The following is a 15,907-nucleotide window of genomic DNA, read 5'->3' as shown; positions in this document are numbered from 1 at the left end:
GATAGCGTAATGCAAGGTGGTTACCCCTGCATAAGAACGAATGCGACGAGTCTTGTCGCAAGCTCGGCTGCGCGACGGCGAGGCTACAATCCGGCGCACTGCGCGACGAGTGTGCCGCGCCCCTCGATGCAAGGAGATGACATGGCGCTGACCCCGTCGACGATGCTGCCGCTGGCGACGCTGGCGCCGGCTTTCAGCCTGCCGGATACCGTCAGCGGCCGCAGCCTGTCGCTGGCCGAGCTGCAGTCAGACCGCGCGACCGTGGTGATGTTCATCTGCAATCACTGCCCCTACGTGATCCATATCCGTGACGGCCTGCTGAAGCTGGCGCGTGACTACATCGCACAGGGTGTGGCATTCATCGCGATCAGCAGCAACGATGTCGCGAACTACCCGGACGACGCGCCGGACAAGATGGCTGCGCTGGCGAAGCGGGAGCACTTTCCGTTTCCTTATCTATACGACGAGTCGCAGATGGTGGCGCGCGCCTACCAGGCGGCCTGCACGCCGGATTTCTTTGTCTTCGATGGCGCAATGAAACTGGCTTATCGCGGTCAACTCGATGACTCTCGTCCGGGCAATGGCAAGCCGGTGACCGGCGTCGATCTGCGTGCCGCACTGGATGCACTGCTGGCGGGACGCGCGGTTGGCGAGGATCAGATCCCCAGCGTCGGCTGCGGCATCAAGTGGAAACGCGCCTGAGCCTCACGGGCTGCTGGCTGAACCGGTGCGCTGCACGCACCACTTCGAGGCAACGACGATGACCATGCAGGACCAGACTTTCGATCTCGCCGTGCTTGGCGGCGGCAGCGGCGGCATCGCCACGGCGCGGCGCGCAGCGCAGTACGGAGCCAAGGTGGTGTTGATCGAGCCGGCGCGCTTGGGCGGCACCTGCGTCAACGTCGGCTGCGTGCCGAAAAAGCTGATGTGGCATGCCGCGCAGATTGCCGGCACCTTGGCCGAAGCGGCCGGTTACGGCTTCGAACTTGCCGCGCACAGCCATGACTGGTCGGCGCTGGTCGAACGCCGCGAGGCTTACATCCGGCGCCTGAATGGCATCTATCGGGACGGGCTCGATCGCGATCGCGTGAGCTTGGTCGAGGGCTATGGTCGTCTGTTGCCGGATGGCCGCGTCGCTTGCGGTGAGAAAGCGATCGCCGCGCGACACGTGTTGATCGCCACCGGCGGCAAGCCGCAGCGGCCGACGGTTCCCGGCGCGGAACTGGGCATCGATTCCGATGGTTTCTTCGCGCTGCAGGCGATGCCGAACCGGGTCGCCGTGGTCGGCGCCGGCTACATCGCCGTCGAGCTCTGTGGTGTGCTGCGCGCGCTCGGCGCCGAGGTGACGCTGATCGTTCGCGGCCAGCGCTTGCTGAGCAGTTTCGACGCCATGCTTGCCGAGGCCTTGAGTGCCGAACTGATCCAGCAAGGCGTGCGCATCCGGTATGGCTGCGAGGTGAAGCGACTCGAACGGCAACACGACAGCTCTAGCTCGAGCTTGGGCGCAAGCCTCAACGACGGCACGGCTATCGCCGTCGACACCTTGATCTGGGCGACCGGCCGCCGCGCCAATACGGAAGGCCTTGGGCTGGCGGAAGCTGGCGTCAAGCTCGATGACGCCGGCCATATCGTCGTCGACGACTGGCAGAACAGCAGCCGCGAAAGCGTGCACGCCGTCGGCGATGTCACCGGCCGCGTGCCACTGACTCCGGTGGCGATTGCGGCCGGTCGTCGGCTGGCAGATCGTCTGTTCGATGGCCAAAGCGAGCGCAAGCTCGATTACGCCAACATCGCCAGCGTCGTCTTCAGTCATCCGCCGATCGGCACGGTGGGTTTGAGCGAAGACGCGGCGCGCAAGCAATACGGCGATGTGGTCAAGATCTACAACACGCGATTCAAGGCGCTGTATTACGGCCTCCTCGAGCACAAGCACGAGACGGCGATGAAGCTGGTCTGCGTCGGGCCGGAGCAGAAAGTCGTCGGCGTGCACGTGATCGGCATCGGTGCGGACGAAATGATCCAGGGTTTTGCCGTTGCGGTGCGGATGGGCGCCACGAAGCGCGACTTCGATGACACTGTGGCGATCCATCCCACCAGTTCGGAAGAGCTGGTGACGATGCGCTGAGTGTTCCTCACAGTCTGGTTTTCACCATGTCGCAATGGCCGCGGCAGCGCCGTCCGGTGTCGCCGGATTTGTCGAAAACTATACGTTTATTAATGTTTTAAGAAACTTCCGTTGCCTTGCTTATTGCCGTAACAGGTCAGTAGTATTCGGCCTTCCTCAGTCCGCCGTGCAGCTTTGGTGCGAGTCTTGCGAGCACCTCGCCATACCCTCGGCGCAACAGATCCAACCTTTCGGAGTACCTCACGTGGCAGTCAGTCTCATCAATATTGCGGCCGAAGCCGCCGGCAGCATCAACCCGGCCGACCTTTCGATCATGAGCCTCGTGCGACAGGCAGATCCTGTCGTCAAGGGCATCCTGCTGTTGCTCGGCTTTTTCTCCGTCTGGAGCTGGACGGTGATGATCGAGAAGTTCTTTGCCGTCGCCAAAGCCAACGGTGCCATCGGCCGCCTCGAGAACAAGCTCGAGACCGGCACGCTGGAAGACATGATCAATTACTCGGACGACAAGCAGCACCCGCTCGCAGCGGTCGTCGAAGCCGGCAACGCCGAATGGCGCGAAGGCTCGGGCGAGCACAGCCATGAAGCGCTGCACGAAGTGCGTGATCGCATCGAGCACGCGATGCGCCTGGAAATGTCCAATGAGATCCGCCGCCTGAATAAGGGTCTGCCGTTCCTTGCGACGGTCGGCTCGGCCGCTCCGTTCGTGGGCCTGTTCGGCACCGTGTGGGGCATCATGAATACCTTCACCGGCATCGCCGCCAACCGCGACACCTCGCTGGCGACCGTGGCTCCGGGTATCGCCGAAGCGCTGTTCGCCACCGGCATCGGCCTGGTTGCGGCCATCCCGGCGATCATGGCCTACAACAAGCTGTCGACCGACATGGGCCGCTACTCGGGCCGCATCGGCACTGCAGTGGGCATCTATGCCGGCCGTCTGGCCAAGCGTTTCGCCCCAGGCGCCAAGAGCTGACGCCATGGGCCTGAACGTAAAGGTCTCGTCAGGAGACGGCGAAGAAGGCGAGATGTCGCCGGTCGCCGAAATCAACATCACGCCGATGGTCGACGTGATGCTGGTGCTCCTGATCATCTTCATGGTCACGGCGCCACTGATGCTGCCGACACTTCCGATCGAACTGCCGAAAGCCTCTCTCGACGAGATGGGCAAACCGCGCGATCCCCTCATCATCTCGATCGATACAGCGAACGAGTACTTCATCAACAATGGCCCGCTGACCCAGCAGGTGCCCTTCGAACAGCTCGGTGAAGCCTTGCGCGCCATTTCGGCGAAGCAGGCTGACAACCTCGTCTACATCCGCTCCGACAAGGGCGTGGAATACGGCAAGGTCGTCGATCTCATCAGCCTCGTGGGCGCTTCCGGGTTCTACAAGGTTTCGTTGATGGCCGAAGCCCAGCAGTGACGGGCTGGAGCTATACCCAGTGAGCAATCCTCCCAAGAAGGGCAAGCAGACGTGGAGTACGGGACTGATCGTCTCGATCATCTTCCACGGCACGCTGATCCTGTTCCTCATCCAGCTGGTGCGACCGACGGTGAATCTGCCGCCGAAAGCCAAGAAACAGCTGATCGTCGAACTCGCACCTCCCCCACCTCCTCCACCCCCGCCACCGCCGCCCCCACCGCCGCCGCCAACGCCGCCGCCGAAGGAACCGCCGAAGATCGTCCCGACGCCGTCTCCGACGCCGCCGCCGATCGAGGCACCGACGACCAACGCGCCGGATGCCGTGGATGTACCGACGGTGCCGCCAGCACCACCGCCAGCACCCCCGGCACCGCCAGCGCCGCCGGCGCGGGCAGTGGGTACCGGCGTGCCGACGACGTACTACAACACGCTGCAGAGCGTCATCCAGCAGAACGTGCAGTACCCGGCCAAATCCTTGCGCAACGAGGAAGAGGGCGTGGTCAAGCTGCGCGTGCAGATCTCCCGCGACGGCTCGATTCTCGACGTGCAGCTGATCACCAAGTCGGGCTTCATCGAACTGGACAAGGAAGCCAAGGAAGTGTTCAAGCGCATCGGCAAGTTCCCGCCGGTGCCAGCGACCGTGAGCCCGGAATACACCGAGTTCCTCGTCGAGCTGCCGATCAACTTCACCTTGAACTGATGTGAAAAGCCGTTAATTACGGCTATGTCGTACATAAAAAGGGGGCCGACAAATGTCGGCCCCGCTTTTTTGGGGCTGGGCTAAAATGCAGCCCCGCCTGCACTTCAGCGTATCGGGCCGCCCGCATCCGATGATCGTCCGGGGCGTGTCTGCGAACAGGGCGATCCACCGACCTTCAGAGGAACATCATGGCAGTCAAAGTTGGCATCAATGGTTTCGGCCGCATCGGTCGCAATGTGCTGCGTGCTGCTGTGCAGAACTTCGGTGGCGACATCGAAATCGTCGCGATCAACGATCTGCTCGAGCCGGATTACCTCGCCTACATGCTGGCTTATGACTCCGTGCACGGCCGCTTCAAGGGCGAAATCGCGATCAAGGATGGCGCTCTGTTCGTCAACGGCAAGAAGATCCGCCTGACCCAGGAACGTGATCCGTCCAACCTGAAGTGGGCCGACGTCGGTGCCGAAGTCGTCATCGAATCGACCGGCCTGTTCCTCGACAAGGTCACTGCGCAGAAGCATCTCGACGCCGGCGCCAAGAAGGTGGTGTTGTCGGCACCGTCGAAGGACGACACGCCGATGTTCGTCTACGGCGTCAACCACAAGACCTACGCCGGCCAGGCGATCATTTCCAATGCGTCCTGCACCACCAACTGTCTGGCACCGCTGGCCAAGGTTGTCCACGACAAGTGGGGCATCAAGCGCGGCCTGATGACCACCATCCACGCCACCACGGCAACGCAGAAGACGGTCGACGGCCCGAGCAACAAGGACTGGCGCGGCGGCCGCGGCATTCTCGAGAACATCATTCCGTCGTCGACCGGCGCTGCCAAGGCCGTCGGCGTCGTGATCCCGGAACTGAACAAGAAGCTGACCGGCATGTCGTTCCGCGTGCCGACTTCGGACGTCTCGGTCGTCGATCTGACCGCCGAACTCGAAAAGCCGGCGACCTACGCCGAGATCTGTGCCGAAATGAAGGCGCAGAGCGAAGGCGCGCTGAAGGGCGTGCTCGGCTACACCGAAGACAAGGTCGTCGCGACCGACTTCCGTGGCGAGACCTGCACCTCGGTGTTCGACGCCGAAGCCGGCATCCAGCTCGACTCGACCTTCGTCAAGCTGGTCAGCTGGTACGACAACGAGTGGGGCTATTCCAACAAGTGCCTCGAGATGGTGCGCGTGGTCGCTGGTAAGTAAGTACAGCGCGGCGCGGAAAGGGAATCGGGAATCGGCTACGCGATTGCCGGTTCCCTTTTCTTTTGGCCCCTAATTTCTCTTTGCTGCACCGGATTCCGATCATGAAATTCAAGAAGCTCGCCGACCTCGATCTGAAGAATCAGCGCGTGTTCATCCGCGCCGATCTCAACGTGCCGCAGGATGACGCCGGCAATATCACCGAAGACACCCGCGTCCGCGCCTCGATTCCCGGCATCAAGCTGGCGCTGTCGAAAGGTGCAGCGGTGATGGTCACCTCGCATCTCGGCCGTCCGACCGAAGGCGAGTTCAAGCCGGCTGATTCGCTGGCGCCGATTGCCGCGCGCATGAGCGAACTGCTCGGCCAGCCGGTGAAGCTGATCCAGAACTGGGTCGACGGAGGCTTCACCGTCAAGCCTGGCGAAGTCGTGCTGCTCGAGAACTGCCGCTGCAACAAGGGCGAGAAGAAGAACAGCGAAGAACTCGCCGAGAAGATGGCCAAGCTCTGCGATGTCTATGTCAACGATGCCTTCGGTACCTCGCATCGCGCTGAAGCGACGACCCATGCGCTGGCGCTGAAGGCCAAGGTCGCCTGCGCCGGCCCGCTGGTTGCCGCCGAACTGGAAGCGCTCGGCGCTGCGCTCGGCAATCCGAAGCGGCCGCTGGTGGCGATCGTCGGTGGCTCCAAGGTATCGACCAAGCTGACCATTCTCGATGCGCTGGCCGACAAGGTCGATCAGCTGGTGGTCGGCGGTGGTATCGCCAATACCTTCATGCTCGCGGCAGGTCTGTCGATCGGCAAGTCGCTGGCCGAGCCGGACCTGGTGCCGGAAGCGAAGCGCATCATCGACAAGCTCAAGGCACGCGGTGCTTCGGTGCCGATTCCGACCGATGTCGTCTGCGCCAAGGCGTTTTCGCCGACGGCGGAAGCGACGGTCAAGAAGGCAACCGACGTGGCGGCCGATGACCTGATTCTCGATATCGGCCCGGATACCGCGAAGCTGCTCGCCGACATCATGGTCAGCGCCGGCACCATCGTCTGGAATGGCCCGCTCGGCGTCTTCGAATTCGATCAGTTCGCCAATGGCACCAAGGTGCTGGCCGCGGCGATCGCCAAGTCATCGGCGATGTCGATCGCCGGCGGCGGCGACACCGTGGCTGCGATCGCCAAATTCGAGATCAGTGACCAGGTCGGCTACATCTCGACGGCCGGCGGCGCCTTCCTCGAATTTCTCGAAGGCAAGACCTTGCCGGCGGTGGCGGCACTGGAAGCGCGCGCTAACGGCTGAGATTCGGGCCTTGTAAAGAAAAAGGGCGGCCCAGGTGAATCCGGGACCGCCCTTTTTCTTGAACCTGCGGGGCTTACTCGCCAGCAGGCTTGTCGCTCTTGTTGGACAGCTCATTGAAATAGGCATTGGCATCGGCCACGGCCTTGTTCGAGGCTTCGGCATGCTGGTTCGCGGCCTTGCCGTGGACCTCGGCATAGTTCTTCACGCAAGCCTGATAGTCGTTCAGCGCCGCATTGAACTTGTCTGCCTTTTCCTTGACCGAGAACGCTTTGACGATCGGCGGTTGCACGCAGGTCGGCAGTGCTGGCGCGGCTTCCATCTCCAGCGGCGTGTAGGGCGTGAAGTTCACGTCCGGGTCCTGGCTGGCAGCGGCCGTCGCTGGAGGCTTCTTCTTGATGCGCGAAGCGTTGTCGCCGATTTGAGAGAAGCCGAGCACGGGCACCAGCAGCAACGTGGCGATCAGGGTTTTCATTGGAGCCTGTTTCATGAATGTTCCTGGCCGCAGCGCGGCCTGATTGCGAGGACAGCCGCGATCCTAGCAAAGCAGGGGCAGGGCGGGCGTCAGGGCCATTCGGCTACACTGCCAGCCTTCCCTTTCCTGTCATTCGGACCCTGTTTCCATGCGCTTCGAAGGTACTCACGACTACGTTTCAACCGATGATCTGACTTTGGCCGTCAATGCCGCCGTCACCCTGCAGCGCCCGCTGCTGGTCAAGGGCGAGCCAGGCACCGGCAAGACCCGGCTGGCGATGGAGGTCGCGAAGTCGCTCGGCATGCCGTACTACGAATGGCATGTGAAATCGACCACCAAGGCACAGCAGGGCCTGTACGAGTACGACGCGGTGTCGCGCTTGCGTGATTCGCAGCTGGGCGATTCCAAGGTCAAGGACATCGGCAACTACATCATCAAGGGCAAGCTCTGGGAGTGCTTCGAGAGCGAAACCACGCCGGTGCTGCTGATCGACGAGATCGACAAGGCCGACATCGAGTTCCCGAACGATCTGCTTCGCGAACTGGATCAGATGGAGTTCTACGTCTACGAGACCAAGCAGCTGGTGAAGGCGAAGAACCGCCCGGTGATCATCATCACCTCGAACAACGAGAAGGAACTGCCGGACGCGTTCCTGCGCCGCTGCTTCTTTCACTACATCCGCTTCCCGGACAAGGAGACGATGCAGAAGATCGTCGACGTCCATCATCCGGACATCAAGAAGAACCTGCTCAAGGAAGCGATGGAAGCCTTCTTCGGCCTGCGCGAACTGCCGGGTCTGAAGAAGAAGCCGAGCACGTCGGAACTGCTCGACTGGTTGAAGCTGCTGATGGCCGAGGACATCGACCCGGCCGCACTGCGCGAAACCAGCGTCAAGAAAAGCCTGCCGCCGCTTTACGGTGCGCTGCTCAAGAACGAGCAGGATGTGCACCTGTTCGAGCGGATCGCCTTCATGGCGCGGCGTTCGAACTAGAGGATTCTCCGCGAGAACCGGGGCAACCCCGGTTCTCGCACGAAAGCGGGCGGCTCAGGCGGCCTTTCTGAGCTGATCGAGCCGGATCAAGGTCGGGCCACGCATCACGTCGGCGATGCTGAATTTCTTCAGGCCGTCGATGAAGCTGCGTTCGGCACGATCGAGTACGCCCTTGAGAATGCAGGCGCCGTGCAGCACGCAGGGGCCGCGTTCGCAGTCCGCCATATGGCCGCTGCCTTCCATCGCTTCGACGATCTCACCGATGCACAGCGCTTCGGGTGGATGGGCCAGGCGCAGTCCGCCGTGCCTGCCGCTGATCGATTCGATATAGCCCAGTTTGCGCAAGCCTTGCGCAACCTTGTGCATGTGATGCGTGGAGACCCCGTATTTCCCGGCAATCTTCGCCACGCTGACCGGCTTGTCCTGGCCCGCGCCGGCCAGATAGACCAGCAGGCGCAGCGAGAAATCCGTGTAGAGAGAAAGACGCACTCCAAGCTCCAGTCGACTTTGCCGAAGCTTAGCCCCAAACGATCGGGGGCAGTCAGACTTGCTCGTCTCATATATGGCATTTGAATTGCTATGTATACGCCAGGGCTCATCGGGGGGCTCGAAAAACGAGAAACGGCCATGGCGTCCGGACAAGCAAGAAGGCGCGTCATGCTGGTTTACGACAACGCGGCGCGTCTGCAGGTGCTGGAGCAGATGGTGGCGGCCGAAGGGCTCCCGGTCGTGGGCCGATTCGATCCGCTGGCCAATCTGGCCGTTGCGGTGGCGCAGCTGCAGCCCGACATGGTGCTGATCAGCGTCGACATGCCGAGCCGCGAGATGCTCGAGCGCCTGGCGCGGCTGCAGCGCGATCAGCCGAGACCCATGATGCTTTTTGCGGCACAAAGTGATGCCGATACGACACGGCGCGCGGTGCAGACCGGCATCAGCGCCTACATCGTTGACGGCCTGCACGCAGCGCGGCTGAGCACCCAGCTCGAGGTCGCGGTCACGCGTTTCGAATGGCAGCAGAACTTGCGCGAAGAACTCGACGAGGCGCGCATCCGCCTGGCCGACCATCGTGACATCGGCAAGGCCAAGGGCCTGATCATGAAGCGGCGCGAGTTGGACGAAGCCGAGGCCTATCGGCTGTTGCAGAAGATGGCGATGGATCGCAAGCAGCGCATCGGCGATTTCTCCCGCATGTTGCTGGGGGCTGCCAACGCCTTGTAGGCGCGCATCTGCCCGGTACGCATATTCGCGGCTCGATAGATTGAGCCCGGCTTGAGCGCTGCCGTTTCGTCCCCAGATACCGTGCAGCGCTACTGTGGCGCCTGAGCTCGCTGAGGAGAACCGCATGCTGAACCGAATTTCCGCCCTGCTGATGGTCGTTGTGACCTTGGCGCTGTCCGGCTGCGGCTACAACACGCTGCAGTCGCAGGACGAACAGATCAAGTCCTCCTGGGCTGAGGTGCTGAACCAGTACCAGCGCCGTTCCGATCTCGTGCCCAATCTGGTGTCGACGGTGAAGGGCTTCGCCGCGCAGGAAAAGGATGTGCTGCTCGGTGTCACCGAGGCGCGCGCCAAGGTCGGTGGCATCAATGCCACGCCAGAGCTGCTGAACGATCCGGCCGCGTTCAAGAAATTCACCGAGGCGCAGGGTGAACTGAGCGGCGCGTTGTCGCGCCTGCTGGTGGTCACCGAAAACTATCCGCAGCTGAAATCGGATGGCCTGTTCCGCGATCTCCAGGCTCAGCTTGAAGGCACCGAAAACCGCATCACCGTCGCCCGCAAGCGCTATATCGATTCGGTGCAGGCCTACAACATCACCGTGCGCAGTTTCCCGTCGAACCTGACCGCGATGGCGACCGGTGCCAAGACCAAGCCGAGCTTCGAAGTCGAGAACGAGAAAGCGATTTCGGCGCCGCCGAAGGTCGATTTCGGAAGCAGTCCGGCACCTGCGCCGGCGCCTTGATCGGCCCATCGATCGGCCACCCGCTTTAGCCAGCAATGATCCGCGCATTGGGTGCGCTGTTGCTGTCCGGCGCGCTGGCGCTGGCCAGCTTTGCCGCGCAGGCAGAGGTGCCGGTGCCGGCGCTGGCCGCGCGGGTCACCGATCAGACCGGCACCTTCAGCCCTGCCGATCAGGCCTCGCTCGAAGCCAAGCTGGCCGCGCTGGAAACCCGCAAGGGTAGCCAGATCGCGGTGCTGCTGGTGCCGACCACCGAGCCGGAAACCATCGAGCAATACGGTCTTCGCGTCGCTGAAGCCTGGAAGCTGGGCCGCAAGGGCGTCGATGACGGCGCGATCCTGATCGTCGCCAAGGACGATCGGAAGCTGCGCATCGAAGTCGGTTACGGACTCGAAGGCGCAATGCCGGACGCGATCGCCAAACGGATCATCCGCGAGGACATTGCGCCCTTGTTTCGCACCGGCGATTACGTGGGCGGCATCAACGCCGGCGTCGACCGGATGATCGCCGTCGCCGACGGTGAAGCGCTGCCGCCGCCGAAGGAACGGCGCGGCGCCTCGGGTTCATCAAAACGTCCGCCGTTCGAGCTGCTGTTCGTCGCATTCTTTGTCATCTGGGGCGTGATGAGCGCGGTCAAACGCGCGCTCGGCACCGGGCTGGCATCGATCGGTGTTGGTGGCATTGTCGGCGTCGTTGCCGCGCTACTGCTCGCATCGATCGTCGCCGGTGTGGTCATCGCCGTCGTCGCCGCGATCTTCGCTGCGATCGCCTGGAGCAGCGGAGGCGGACGTGGCGGCGGCTTGGGCGGCGGGCTCGGCGGCTTCGGCGGAGGCGGCTTTGGTGGCGGCGGTGGTGGTTTCGGCGGTGGTGGCGGTGGCTTCGGTGGTGGCGGTGCTTCGGGAGACTGGTGAGATGAGCCGCTCGACGAACCCGATCATCCGCTGGTCCCGACATCTGTTCACCGGCGTGCTCGCCGTGCGCCGCGCCTTTCCGCCCGCGGTGATGAACCAGATCACGGACGCGGTGCGTGCCTGCGAAAGCCGGCATCCGGGCGAGATCCGCTTCGTCATCGAAGCCTCGCTGGAACCGCACGAACTATGGGCCGGCCTGAGTCCACGTGAACGCGCGCTGGACGTCTTCTCACGCCTCAAGGTCTGGGATACCGAGCACAACAATGGCGTGCTGATCTACGTGCTGTATGCCGATCATGCGGTCGAGATCGTCGCCGATCGCGGCGTTGGCAACGGTAAGGTCGATCCCGGCGAATGGCAGCTGGCCTGCCAGCGCATGCGTGATCATTTCCGCAGCGGTCAGTTCGCTGCGGGTGCAATTGCCGGCGTCGAAACAGTGGCCGAGGTGCTGTCCCGTCATGCTTCGGGCCGTGCCGATGTCGGCAATGAATTGCCGGACGCGCCGCTGATCCTGCGTTGAAGTCTTTCCGGCTTCAGACGAGCGGCGTCAGGTCGCTCTCGGTCACCCGCCACAAGTACCAGCTGCCGACCGAGCGATAAGGCGCCCACTTCGCGGTCAGCGCCAGGCTCGCTGCGTCATCGAGCTTGGCGCCGCCCCCCAATCCACCACCGTGTAGACGGTTCAGGCCATTGCGCAGGCCGACGTCGCCGAGTGAGAACACGTCGAGACGATCGAGCGCGAAGATCAGGAACATCTCGGCGGTCCAGCGGCCGATGCCGGGCAAGGCATCGAGCACGGCGATTGCCGCTTCGTCGTCCATCTTGCGCAGCTTGGGGAACGATAACGTGCCGCTGGCGGCGGCCTCGGCCAGCGCTCGCAGCCATTTCGCTTTCGCGTTCGACAAGCCGCAGGCGCGCAGCGTCTCGTGTTCGGTGCTGATGAAATGCAGCGGCAGGAAGCGCTTGCCGGCACCGGTTGCGATCGCGACCCGCGCCTGAATGGTGTCAGCCGCCTTGATCGACAGCTGCTGGCTGATGATCGAATTGCACAGCACGTGGAAGGGATCGCGACGGCTGCCACCGATCGTGCATGGTCCGTGACGATCGATGACTCTGGCCAGCTTCGGATCGCAGGCACGCAGATGGGCTTCGGCGATGCGCAGCGTGTCGGGTTTGATCATGGGCGCTGGGTGAGTGAGGAAGGCGGACTGCGACGATCGCCGCGCTAGAATGCCGGAAACCTTCCAGCGTTTCGTTCGCCATGCTTTTCGGATTTTTCCTGACCTTGCGCGCTGCCGGCCTGAAGCCCGGGCTTGGCGAATTCCTGACCCTGCTCGAAGCGCTGAAGCAGAAGGTCGTCATCTATTCGATCGACGATTTCTACCTGCTGGCGCGGATGACGCTGGTCAAGGACGAAAGCCATTACGACCGCTACGACCGCGCCTTCGCCGCCTATTTCAAGGGCGTGGAAGCGGTGTTTGACCTGTTCGCTGGCCAGATCCCGGATGACTGGCTGCGCCGCGAGATGGAAAAGCTGCTGACCGACGAGGAGAAAGCCAAGATCGCCTCGCTCGGCGGCTTCGAGGAGCTGATGGAAACCTTGAAGAAGCGTCTTGAAGAGCAGAAAGAGCGTCATCAGGGCGGCAACAAGTGGATCGGTACCGGGGGTACCTCCCCATTCGGCAATTCCGGCTACAACCCGGAAGGCGTACGCATCGGCGGTGAAGGTGGCAACAAGCGCGCGGCGAAGGTCTGGGAGAAGCGCGAGTTCAAGAACCTCGACGATTCGATCGAACTCGGCACCCGCAACATCAAGGTGGCACTCCGGAAGCTGCGCAAGTTCGCGCGCCAGGGTGCGCCGGACGTATTCGATCTCGACGGCACCATTGAATCGACCGCGCGCAACGCCGGCTGGCTCGACATCAAGATGGTGCCGGAGCGCCACAACGCGGTGAAGGTGCTGCTGTTCCTCGATGTCGGTGGCTCGATGGATCCGCATGTGAAGGTCTGCGAAGAGTTGTTCTCGGCCTGCAAGACCGAGTTCAAGCACCTCGAGTACTACTACTTCCACAACTTCCTGTACGAAAGCGTGTGGAAGGACAACCGCCGTCGGCAAGCCGAGCGCATTCCGCTGTTCGAGGTGCTGCGCAAGTACACGGCGGACTACAAGCTGATCTTTGTTGGCGATGCGACCATGAGCCCCTACGAAATCCTCTATCCGGGCGGCAGTGTCGAGCACTGGAACGAGGAAGCTGGCGCGGTCTGGTTCAAGCGCCTGACGGAGGCTTTCCCGCGCGCGGTCTGGCTGAATCCGGAGCACGAGGAGCGCTGGGAATACACGCCCTCGATCACCGCGGCGCGCGAGCTGATCGGCGAAGACAGAATGTTTTCGCTGACCCTTGCGGGCCTCGACAAGGCGATCAAGCGACTCAGCCATTGACGCAATCCGCGGACTGAAAGATCGGCCGAGAAATTCAACAGTTCCTGCCAGCCATAGCGGCCGTCTATAGTCGGCGACGCTGTCGATCTGCAGCGCAAAAAACGGGGAGAACTATTTCAGATGACCATTTCCATTCAAGCCTTGCTGCTGTTCACCGCCTGGACCTTTCTGCTGGTGGTCGTGGTGTTCGCCTATCGCGGCGTTGCGTTGCTGACCGGCACCTCGATCACCTCGTGGCCGCGCGGCTCGAAGAACGCGAATGATCCTGGCTTCATCCAGCGTATCGCCGATGCCCATGCCAACAGCCTCGAGAATCTGCCGATCTTCGCCGTGCTGGTGCTGGCCGCGCAGGCAATTGGCAAGCCTGAAGTCACAGCGCCGCTGGCGATGTATGTCGTCTACGCCCGTCTCGCCCAGAGCGGCGTGCACATCCTCGGCGTCAACACGCCGCTGGTGCTGGCGCGTGCGACGTTCTGGGCTATCCAGCTGGTCTGCTTCGGCCTGATGTTCTGGGGATTGCTGCGTTGAAATTGACGCGCGCCTTTCGTCGTCGCCTGCGCCGTGGCCTGATCTGGGTCGCGGCGTTGGCGCTGGTGCTGGTCGCGCTGATCAACAACTGGGTGGTCAACAATTCGGAAGCCTACGTCTATTCGAATTGGTCGCTGCTGCCGGACAACGAGGTGGGTCTCGTGCTCGGCACCAGCCCGTTCACCCGCAGCGGCAAGCCCAATCCGCAGTTCTACGGCCGCATCGAAGCGGCCGTGCAGCTGTATCAGCTAGGCAAGATCAAGAAGATCATCGTCAGCGGCGCCAATCCGGATTCCACCTACAACGAGCCGCGCCAGATGTGGCGCGAGCTGACCAAGGCCGGCATTCCGTCGCAGGCGATCACCATGGATTTCGCCGGTGTGCGCACCTTCGATTCGATCAGCCGCGCCAAGGCGGTGTTCAATCTCGAACAGATGACGGTGATCACGCAGGAGTACCACGCCTACCGCGCGGTGTTCATCGCCAAGAAGCTGAACATCCGCGTTGCCGGCTATGCCGCGACCAGCGACAACATCGGCGTGTTCAGCCGCACCTATATCCGCGAAGTGTTCGCTCGCGTCAAAGCGGTGCTCGATCTCTACGTGCTGTCGACGGAGCCGAAGTTCCTTGGCGGCCGGGAAGCGATCAACGCAGCACCTGAAATCGAGATGCTGCCGCCGCCGCCTTGAGCGGATCGTTCTTGTCCGGCTCGCCATCCGGTGGCGAGTGGCTTGCAAAATCAGAAAGATCGGATCACGATTCTTTCCATGGAAATTCGAAACTCCAGTTCGACGAGTTACTCGGTCGCAAGCGGCGGCAAGCGCCGAGGCGCGCAGCCTGCTGCCGCAAGTGAGGCCGCTCCGGTGCTGTCAAAAGCCGTGGTTCGGGCCGCCGGGCGGCTTGCGCTATCGCAGGTACAACTGGCAAAAGCGCTGGGTCTGAGCCCGGCTACCGCGTCGCGGCTCAACGCTGGCACCTGGACTCTGGCGCCAGATTCCAAACCCTGGGAACTGGCGACGTTGCTGGTGCGTGTCTACCGCTCGCTCGATGCGATCACCGGCGGCAAGGTCGAAGCGATGCAAGCGTGGCTGCATTCCGGCAACAGCGCGCTTGGCGGCGAACCGGCGAAGCTGCTCGGCAGTTGCGAAGGCCTGATCCATGTCCTCCAGTACCTGGACGCCTCCCGCTCTCGCATCTGAGGCGGTCAGCCTCGAAGTGCTGCTGTGGCGGGCCGTCGAGGCTCAGCACACGGTGGCCACGCGGGTGCTGGTCGACAGTCAGACCGAGCAGGAACTGCTCGAAGACATCCTCGAAGCGAACAAGCCGGCCGTGCCGGCCGAGTGCCGCACGCTCGACTACCTGCTGTTCACGCCGTTCCGCTATCCCTCGGCCCGGGGCGGCTCGCGGTTTCGCGAGGTGATTGATCAAGGCGTCTGGTACGGCGCCGAAACCGTGCAGACCGCCTGTGCGGAAGTGGGCTACTGGCGCTGCCGCTTCGTCGCCGCAAGCGAGGGCCTGCACTCACTCGATGCGGTTGCCCACACGCTATTCCGCGCCCAGGCCGGTGGCTTGACCATCGATCTCGGGATTCCCCCGTTTGCGGCTGACGCCGCGAAGTGGATGCATCCGGACGATTACAGCGCCTGCCGCAGTCTGGCGCGCAATGCCCGCGAAGCCGGTGTGCAGTTGATCCGCTACGTATCGGTGCGCGATCCCGACCACGCGGCCTGCGCGGCGGTGCTCGATTGCCGCGCCTTCAGCGACGGACGCGGCATCACCACGCGGCAAACCTGGTTCCTGAGTGCCGATGCGCAGCGTGCGTCCTGGGTGCGTACCGGCAGCCGGCCATCACGGCCGGAAGCATTCGAGTTCGACTACCGCTGACC

Annotated in this window: 20 protein-coding genes; 17 read left to right on the top strand and 3 right to left on the bottom strand. The window is 62.9% G+C overall.

Annotated features, from left to right (window positions below; translation table 11 throughout):
- Positions 1 to 141: 141 nt before the first annotated feature.
- The 7 genes from G513_RS0100360 to G513_RS0100330 all read left to right on the top strand — a co-directional run bounded on the left by G513_RS0100360 (position 142) and on the right by G513_RS0100330 (position 6,722).
- Positions 142 to 702, top strand: coding sequence for a thioredoxin family protein (locus tag G513_RS0100360; RefSeq protein ID WP_022974845.1), 561 nt, complete (start codon positions 142 to 144; stop codon positions 700 to 702).
- Positions 703 to 766: 64 nt separating this feature from the next.
- Entirely contained in the window at positions 767 to 2,125 is a 1,359-nt protein-coding gene (gorA, locus tag G513_RS0100355; RefSeq protein WP_028474966.1) for a glutathione-disulfide reductase, read from the top strand.
- Positions 2,126 to 2,369: 244 nt separating this feature from the next.
- Positions 2,370 to 3,095, top strand: coding sequence for a MotA/TolQ/ExbB proton channel family protein (locus G513_RS0100350; protein WP_022974843.1), 726 nt, complete (start codon positions 2,370 to 2,372; stop codon positions 3,093 to 3,095).
- 4 nt (positions 3,096 to 3,099) lie between these two features.
- Complete coding sequence (locus G513_RS0100345) at positions 3,100 to 3,543, top strand: ExbD/TolR family protein (protein WP_022974842.1); 444 nt, start codon at positions 3,100 to 3,102, stop codon at positions 3,541 to 3,543.
- Between the two features lie 19 nt (positions 3,544 to 3,562).
- Positions 3,563 to 4,243 carry an energy transducer TonB gene (locus tag G513_RS20565; protein ID WP_022974841.1) on the top strand — a complete coding sequence of 227 codons (681 nt, stop codon included), beginning with the start codon at positions 3,563 to 3,565 and terminating at the stop codon, positions 4,241 to 4,243.
- A gap of 188 nt (positions 4,244 to 4,431) precedes the next feature.
- Complete coding sequence (gap, locus tag G513_RS0100335; RefSeq protein WP_022974840.1) at positions 4,432 to 5,436, top strand: type I glyceraldehyde-3-phosphate dehydrogenase; 1,005 nt, start codon at positions 4,432 to 4,434, stop codon at positions 5,434 to 5,436.
- 101 nt (positions 5,437 to 5,537) lie between these two features.
- Positions 5,538 to 6,722, top strand: coding sequence for a phosphoglycerate kinase (locus G513_RS0100330; RefSeq protein ID WP_084711263.1), 1,185 nt, complete (start codon positions 5,538 to 5,540; stop codon positions 6,720 to 6,722).
- Positions 6,723 to 6,795: 73 nt separating this feature from the next.
- On the opposite strand, the gene G513_RS0100325 is transcribed toward G513_RS0100330, so the two are convergent.
- Positions 6,796 to 7,209: a hypothetical protein gene (locus tag G513_RS0100325; protein WP_156891313.1), complete on the bottom strand. Its 414-nt coding sequence runs from the start codon at positions 7,207 to 7,209 to the stop codon at positions 6,796 to 6,798.
- A 133-nt stretch (positions 7,210 to 7,342) separates the two neighbouring features.
- On the opposite strand from G513_RS0100325, the gene G513_RS0100320 reads away from it, so the two are divergent.
- A complete protein-coding gene (locus G513_RS0100320; RefSeq protein ID WP_022974837.1) occupies positions 7,343 to 8,185 on the top strand; it encodes an AAA family ATPase in 843 nt (280 codons plus the stop codon).
- Positions 8,186 to 8,239: 54 nt separating this feature from the next.
- Here the strand turns inward: G513_RS0100320 and G513_RS25905 are convergent, their stop codons facing one another.
- Positions 8,240 to 8,674 carry an RrF2 family transcriptional regulator gene (locus G513_RS25905; protein WP_022974836.1) on the bottom strand — a complete coding sequence of 145 codons (435 nt, stop codon included), beginning with the start codon at positions 8,672 to 8,674 and terminating at the stop codon, positions 8,240 to 8,242.
- Between the two features lie 90 nt (positions 8,675 to 8,764).
- Between G513_RS25905 and G513_RS25900 the strand changes: the two genes are divergently transcribed.
- The 4 genes from G513_RS25900 to G513_RS0100295 all read left to right on the top strand — a co-directional run bounded on the left by G513_RS25900 (position 8,765) and on the right by G513_RS0100295 (position 11,573).
- Positions 8,765 to 9,403: an ANTAR domain-containing response regulator gene (locus tag G513_RS25900; protein ID WP_169560469.1), complete on the top strand. Its 639-nt coding sequence runs from the start codon at positions 8,765 to 8,767 to the stop codon at positions 9,401 to 9,403.
- Positions 9,404 to 9,527: 124 nt separating this feature from the next.
- Positions 9,528 to 10,145 (top strand): LemA family protein, encoded by a 618-nt coding sequence (locus G513_RS0100305; RefSeq protein WP_022974834.1) that lies wholly within the window; start codon positions 9,528 to 9,530, stop codon positions 10,143 to 10,145.
- A gap of 35 nt (positions 10,146 to 10,180) precedes the next feature.
- Positions 10,181 to 11,053: a TPM domain-containing protein gene (locus G513_RS0100300; protein ID WP_022974833.1), complete on the top strand. Its 873-nt coding sequence runs from the start codon at positions 10,181 to 10,183 to the stop codon at positions 11,051 to 11,053.
- Position 11,054: 1 nt separating this feature from the next.
- Entirely contained in the window at positions 11,055 to 11,573 is a 519-nt protein-coding gene (locus tag G513_RS0100295) for a TPM domain-containing protein (RefSeq protein WP_022974832.1), read from the top strand.
- A gap of 13 nt (positions 11,574 to 11,586) precedes the next feature.
- On the opposite strand, the gene G513_RS0100290 is transcribed toward G513_RS0100295, so the two are convergent.
- Positions 11,587 to 12,234, bottom strand: a complete 648-nt coding sequence (locus G513_RS0100290) for a DNA-3-methyladenine glycosylase family protein (RefSeq protein ID WP_022974831.1) — start codon at positions 12,232 to 12,234, stop codon at positions 11,587 to 11,589.
- A gap of 80 nt (positions 12,235 to 12,314) precedes the next feature.
- On the opposite strand from G513_RS0100290, the gene G513_RS0100285 reads away from it, so the two are divergent.
- The 5 genes from G513_RS0100285 to G513_RS0100265 all read left to right on the top strand — a co-directional run bounded on the left by G513_RS0100285 (position 12,315) and on the right by G513_RS0100265 (position 15,905).
- Entirely contained in the window at positions 12,315 to 13,493 is a 1,179-nt protein-coding gene (locus G513_RS0100285) for a vWA domain-containing protein (protein WP_022974830.1), read from the top strand.
- 120 nt (positions 13,494 to 13,613) lie between these two features.
- Positions 13,614 to 14,021 (top strand): MAPEG family protein, encoded by a 408-nt coding sequence (locus G513_RS0100280; protein WP_022974829.1) that lies wholly within the window; start codon positions 13,614 to 13,616, stop codon positions 14,019 to 14,021.
- Positions 14,018 to 14,710, top strand: coding sequence for a SanA/YdcF family protein (locus tag G513_RS0100275; RefSeq protein ID WP_022974828.1), 693 nt, complete (start codon positions 14,018 to 14,020; stop codon positions 14,708 to 14,710). Before G513_RS0100280 ends, G513_RS0100275 begins: the two co-directional genes overlap by 4 nt.
- 84 nt (positions 14,711 to 14,794) lie before the next feature.
- Entirely contained in the window at positions 14,795 to 15,220 is a 426-nt protein-coding gene (locus tag G513_RS0100270; RefSeq protein ID WP_436197932.1) for an antitoxin Xre/MbcA/ParS toxin-binding domain-containing protein, read from the top strand.
- Positions 15,180 to 15,905: an RES family NAD+ phosphorylase gene (locus G513_RS0100265; protein WP_022974826.1), complete on the top strand. Its 726-nt coding sequence runs from the start codon at positions 15,180 to 15,182 to the stop codon at positions 15,903 to 15,905. The genes G513_RS0100270 and G513_RS0100265 overlap by 41 nt, the downstream gene beginning before the upstream one ends.
- Positions 15,906 to 15,907 lie beyond the last annotated feature (2 nt).

This window comes from Nevskia ramosa DSM 11499, assembly GCF_000420645.1.
In the GTDB taxonomy this organism is placed as follows: Bacteria; Pseudomonadota; Gammaproteobacteria; order Nevskiales; family Nevskiaceae; genus Nevskia; species Nevskia ramosa.
Note: the sequence above shows the minus strand (reverse complement) of the source record. Positions and strands in the feature narration are given on the sequence as shown.

Coding starts and splice junctions, on each gene's coding strand:
- G513_RS0100360 (WP_022974845.1), top strand. CDS start 142: ATGGCGCTGACCCCGTCGACGATGCTGCCGCTGGCGACGCTGGCGCCG.
- gorA (WP_028474966.1), top strand. CDS start 767: ATGCAGGACCAGACTTTCGATCTCGCCGTGCTTGGCGGCGGCAGCGGC.
- G513_RS0100345 (WP_022974842.1), top strand. CDS start 3,100: ATGGGCCTGAACGTAAAGGTCTCGTCAGGAGACGGCGAAGAAGGCGAG.
- gap (WP_022974840.1), top strand. CDS start 4,432: ATGGCAGTCAAAGTTGGCATCAATGGTTTCGGCCGCATCGGTCGCAAT.
- G513_RS0100330 (WP_084711263.1), top strand. CDS start 5,538: ATGAAATTCAAGAAGCTCGCCGACCTCGATCTGAAGAATCAGCGCGTG.
- G513_RS0100325 (WP_156891313.1), bottom strand. CDS start 7,209: ATGAAACAGGCTCCAATGAAAACCCTGATCGCCACGTTGCTGCTGGTG.
- G513_RS0100320 (WP_022974837.1), top strand. CDS start 7,343: ATGCGCTTCGAAGGTACTCACGACTACGTTTCAACCGATGATCTGACT.
- G513_RS25900 (WP_169560469.1), top strand. CDS start 8,765: ATGTATACGCCAGGGCTCATCGGGGGGCTCGAAAAACGAGAAACGGCC.
- G513_RS0100305 (WP_022974834.1), top strand. CDS start 9,528: ATGCTGAACCGAATTTCCGCCCTGCTGATGGTCGTTGTGACCTTGGCG.
- G513_RS0100300 (WP_022974833.1), top strand. CDS start 10,181: ATGATCCGCGCATTGGGTGCGCTGTTGCTGTCCGGCGCGCTGGCGCTG.
- G513_RS0100295 (WP_022974832.1), top strand. CDS start 11,055: ATGAGCCGCTCGACGAACCCGATCATCCGCTGGTCCCGACATCTGTTC.
- G513_RS0100290 (WP_022974831.1), bottom strand. CDS start 12,234: ATGATCAAACCCGACACGCTGCGCATCGCCGAAGCCCATCTGCGTGCC.
- G513_RS0100285 (WP_022974830.1), top strand. CDS start 12,315: ATGCTTTTCGGATTTTTCCTGACCTTGCGCGCTGCCGGCCTGAAGCCC.
- G513_RS0100280 (WP_022974829.1), top strand. CDS start 13,614: ATGACCATTTCCATTCAAGCCTTGCTGCTGTTCACCGCCTGGACCTTT.
- G513_RS0100265 (WP_022974826.1), top strand. CDS start 15,180: ATGTCCTCCAGTACCTGGACGCCTCCCGCTCTCGCATCTGAGGCGGTC.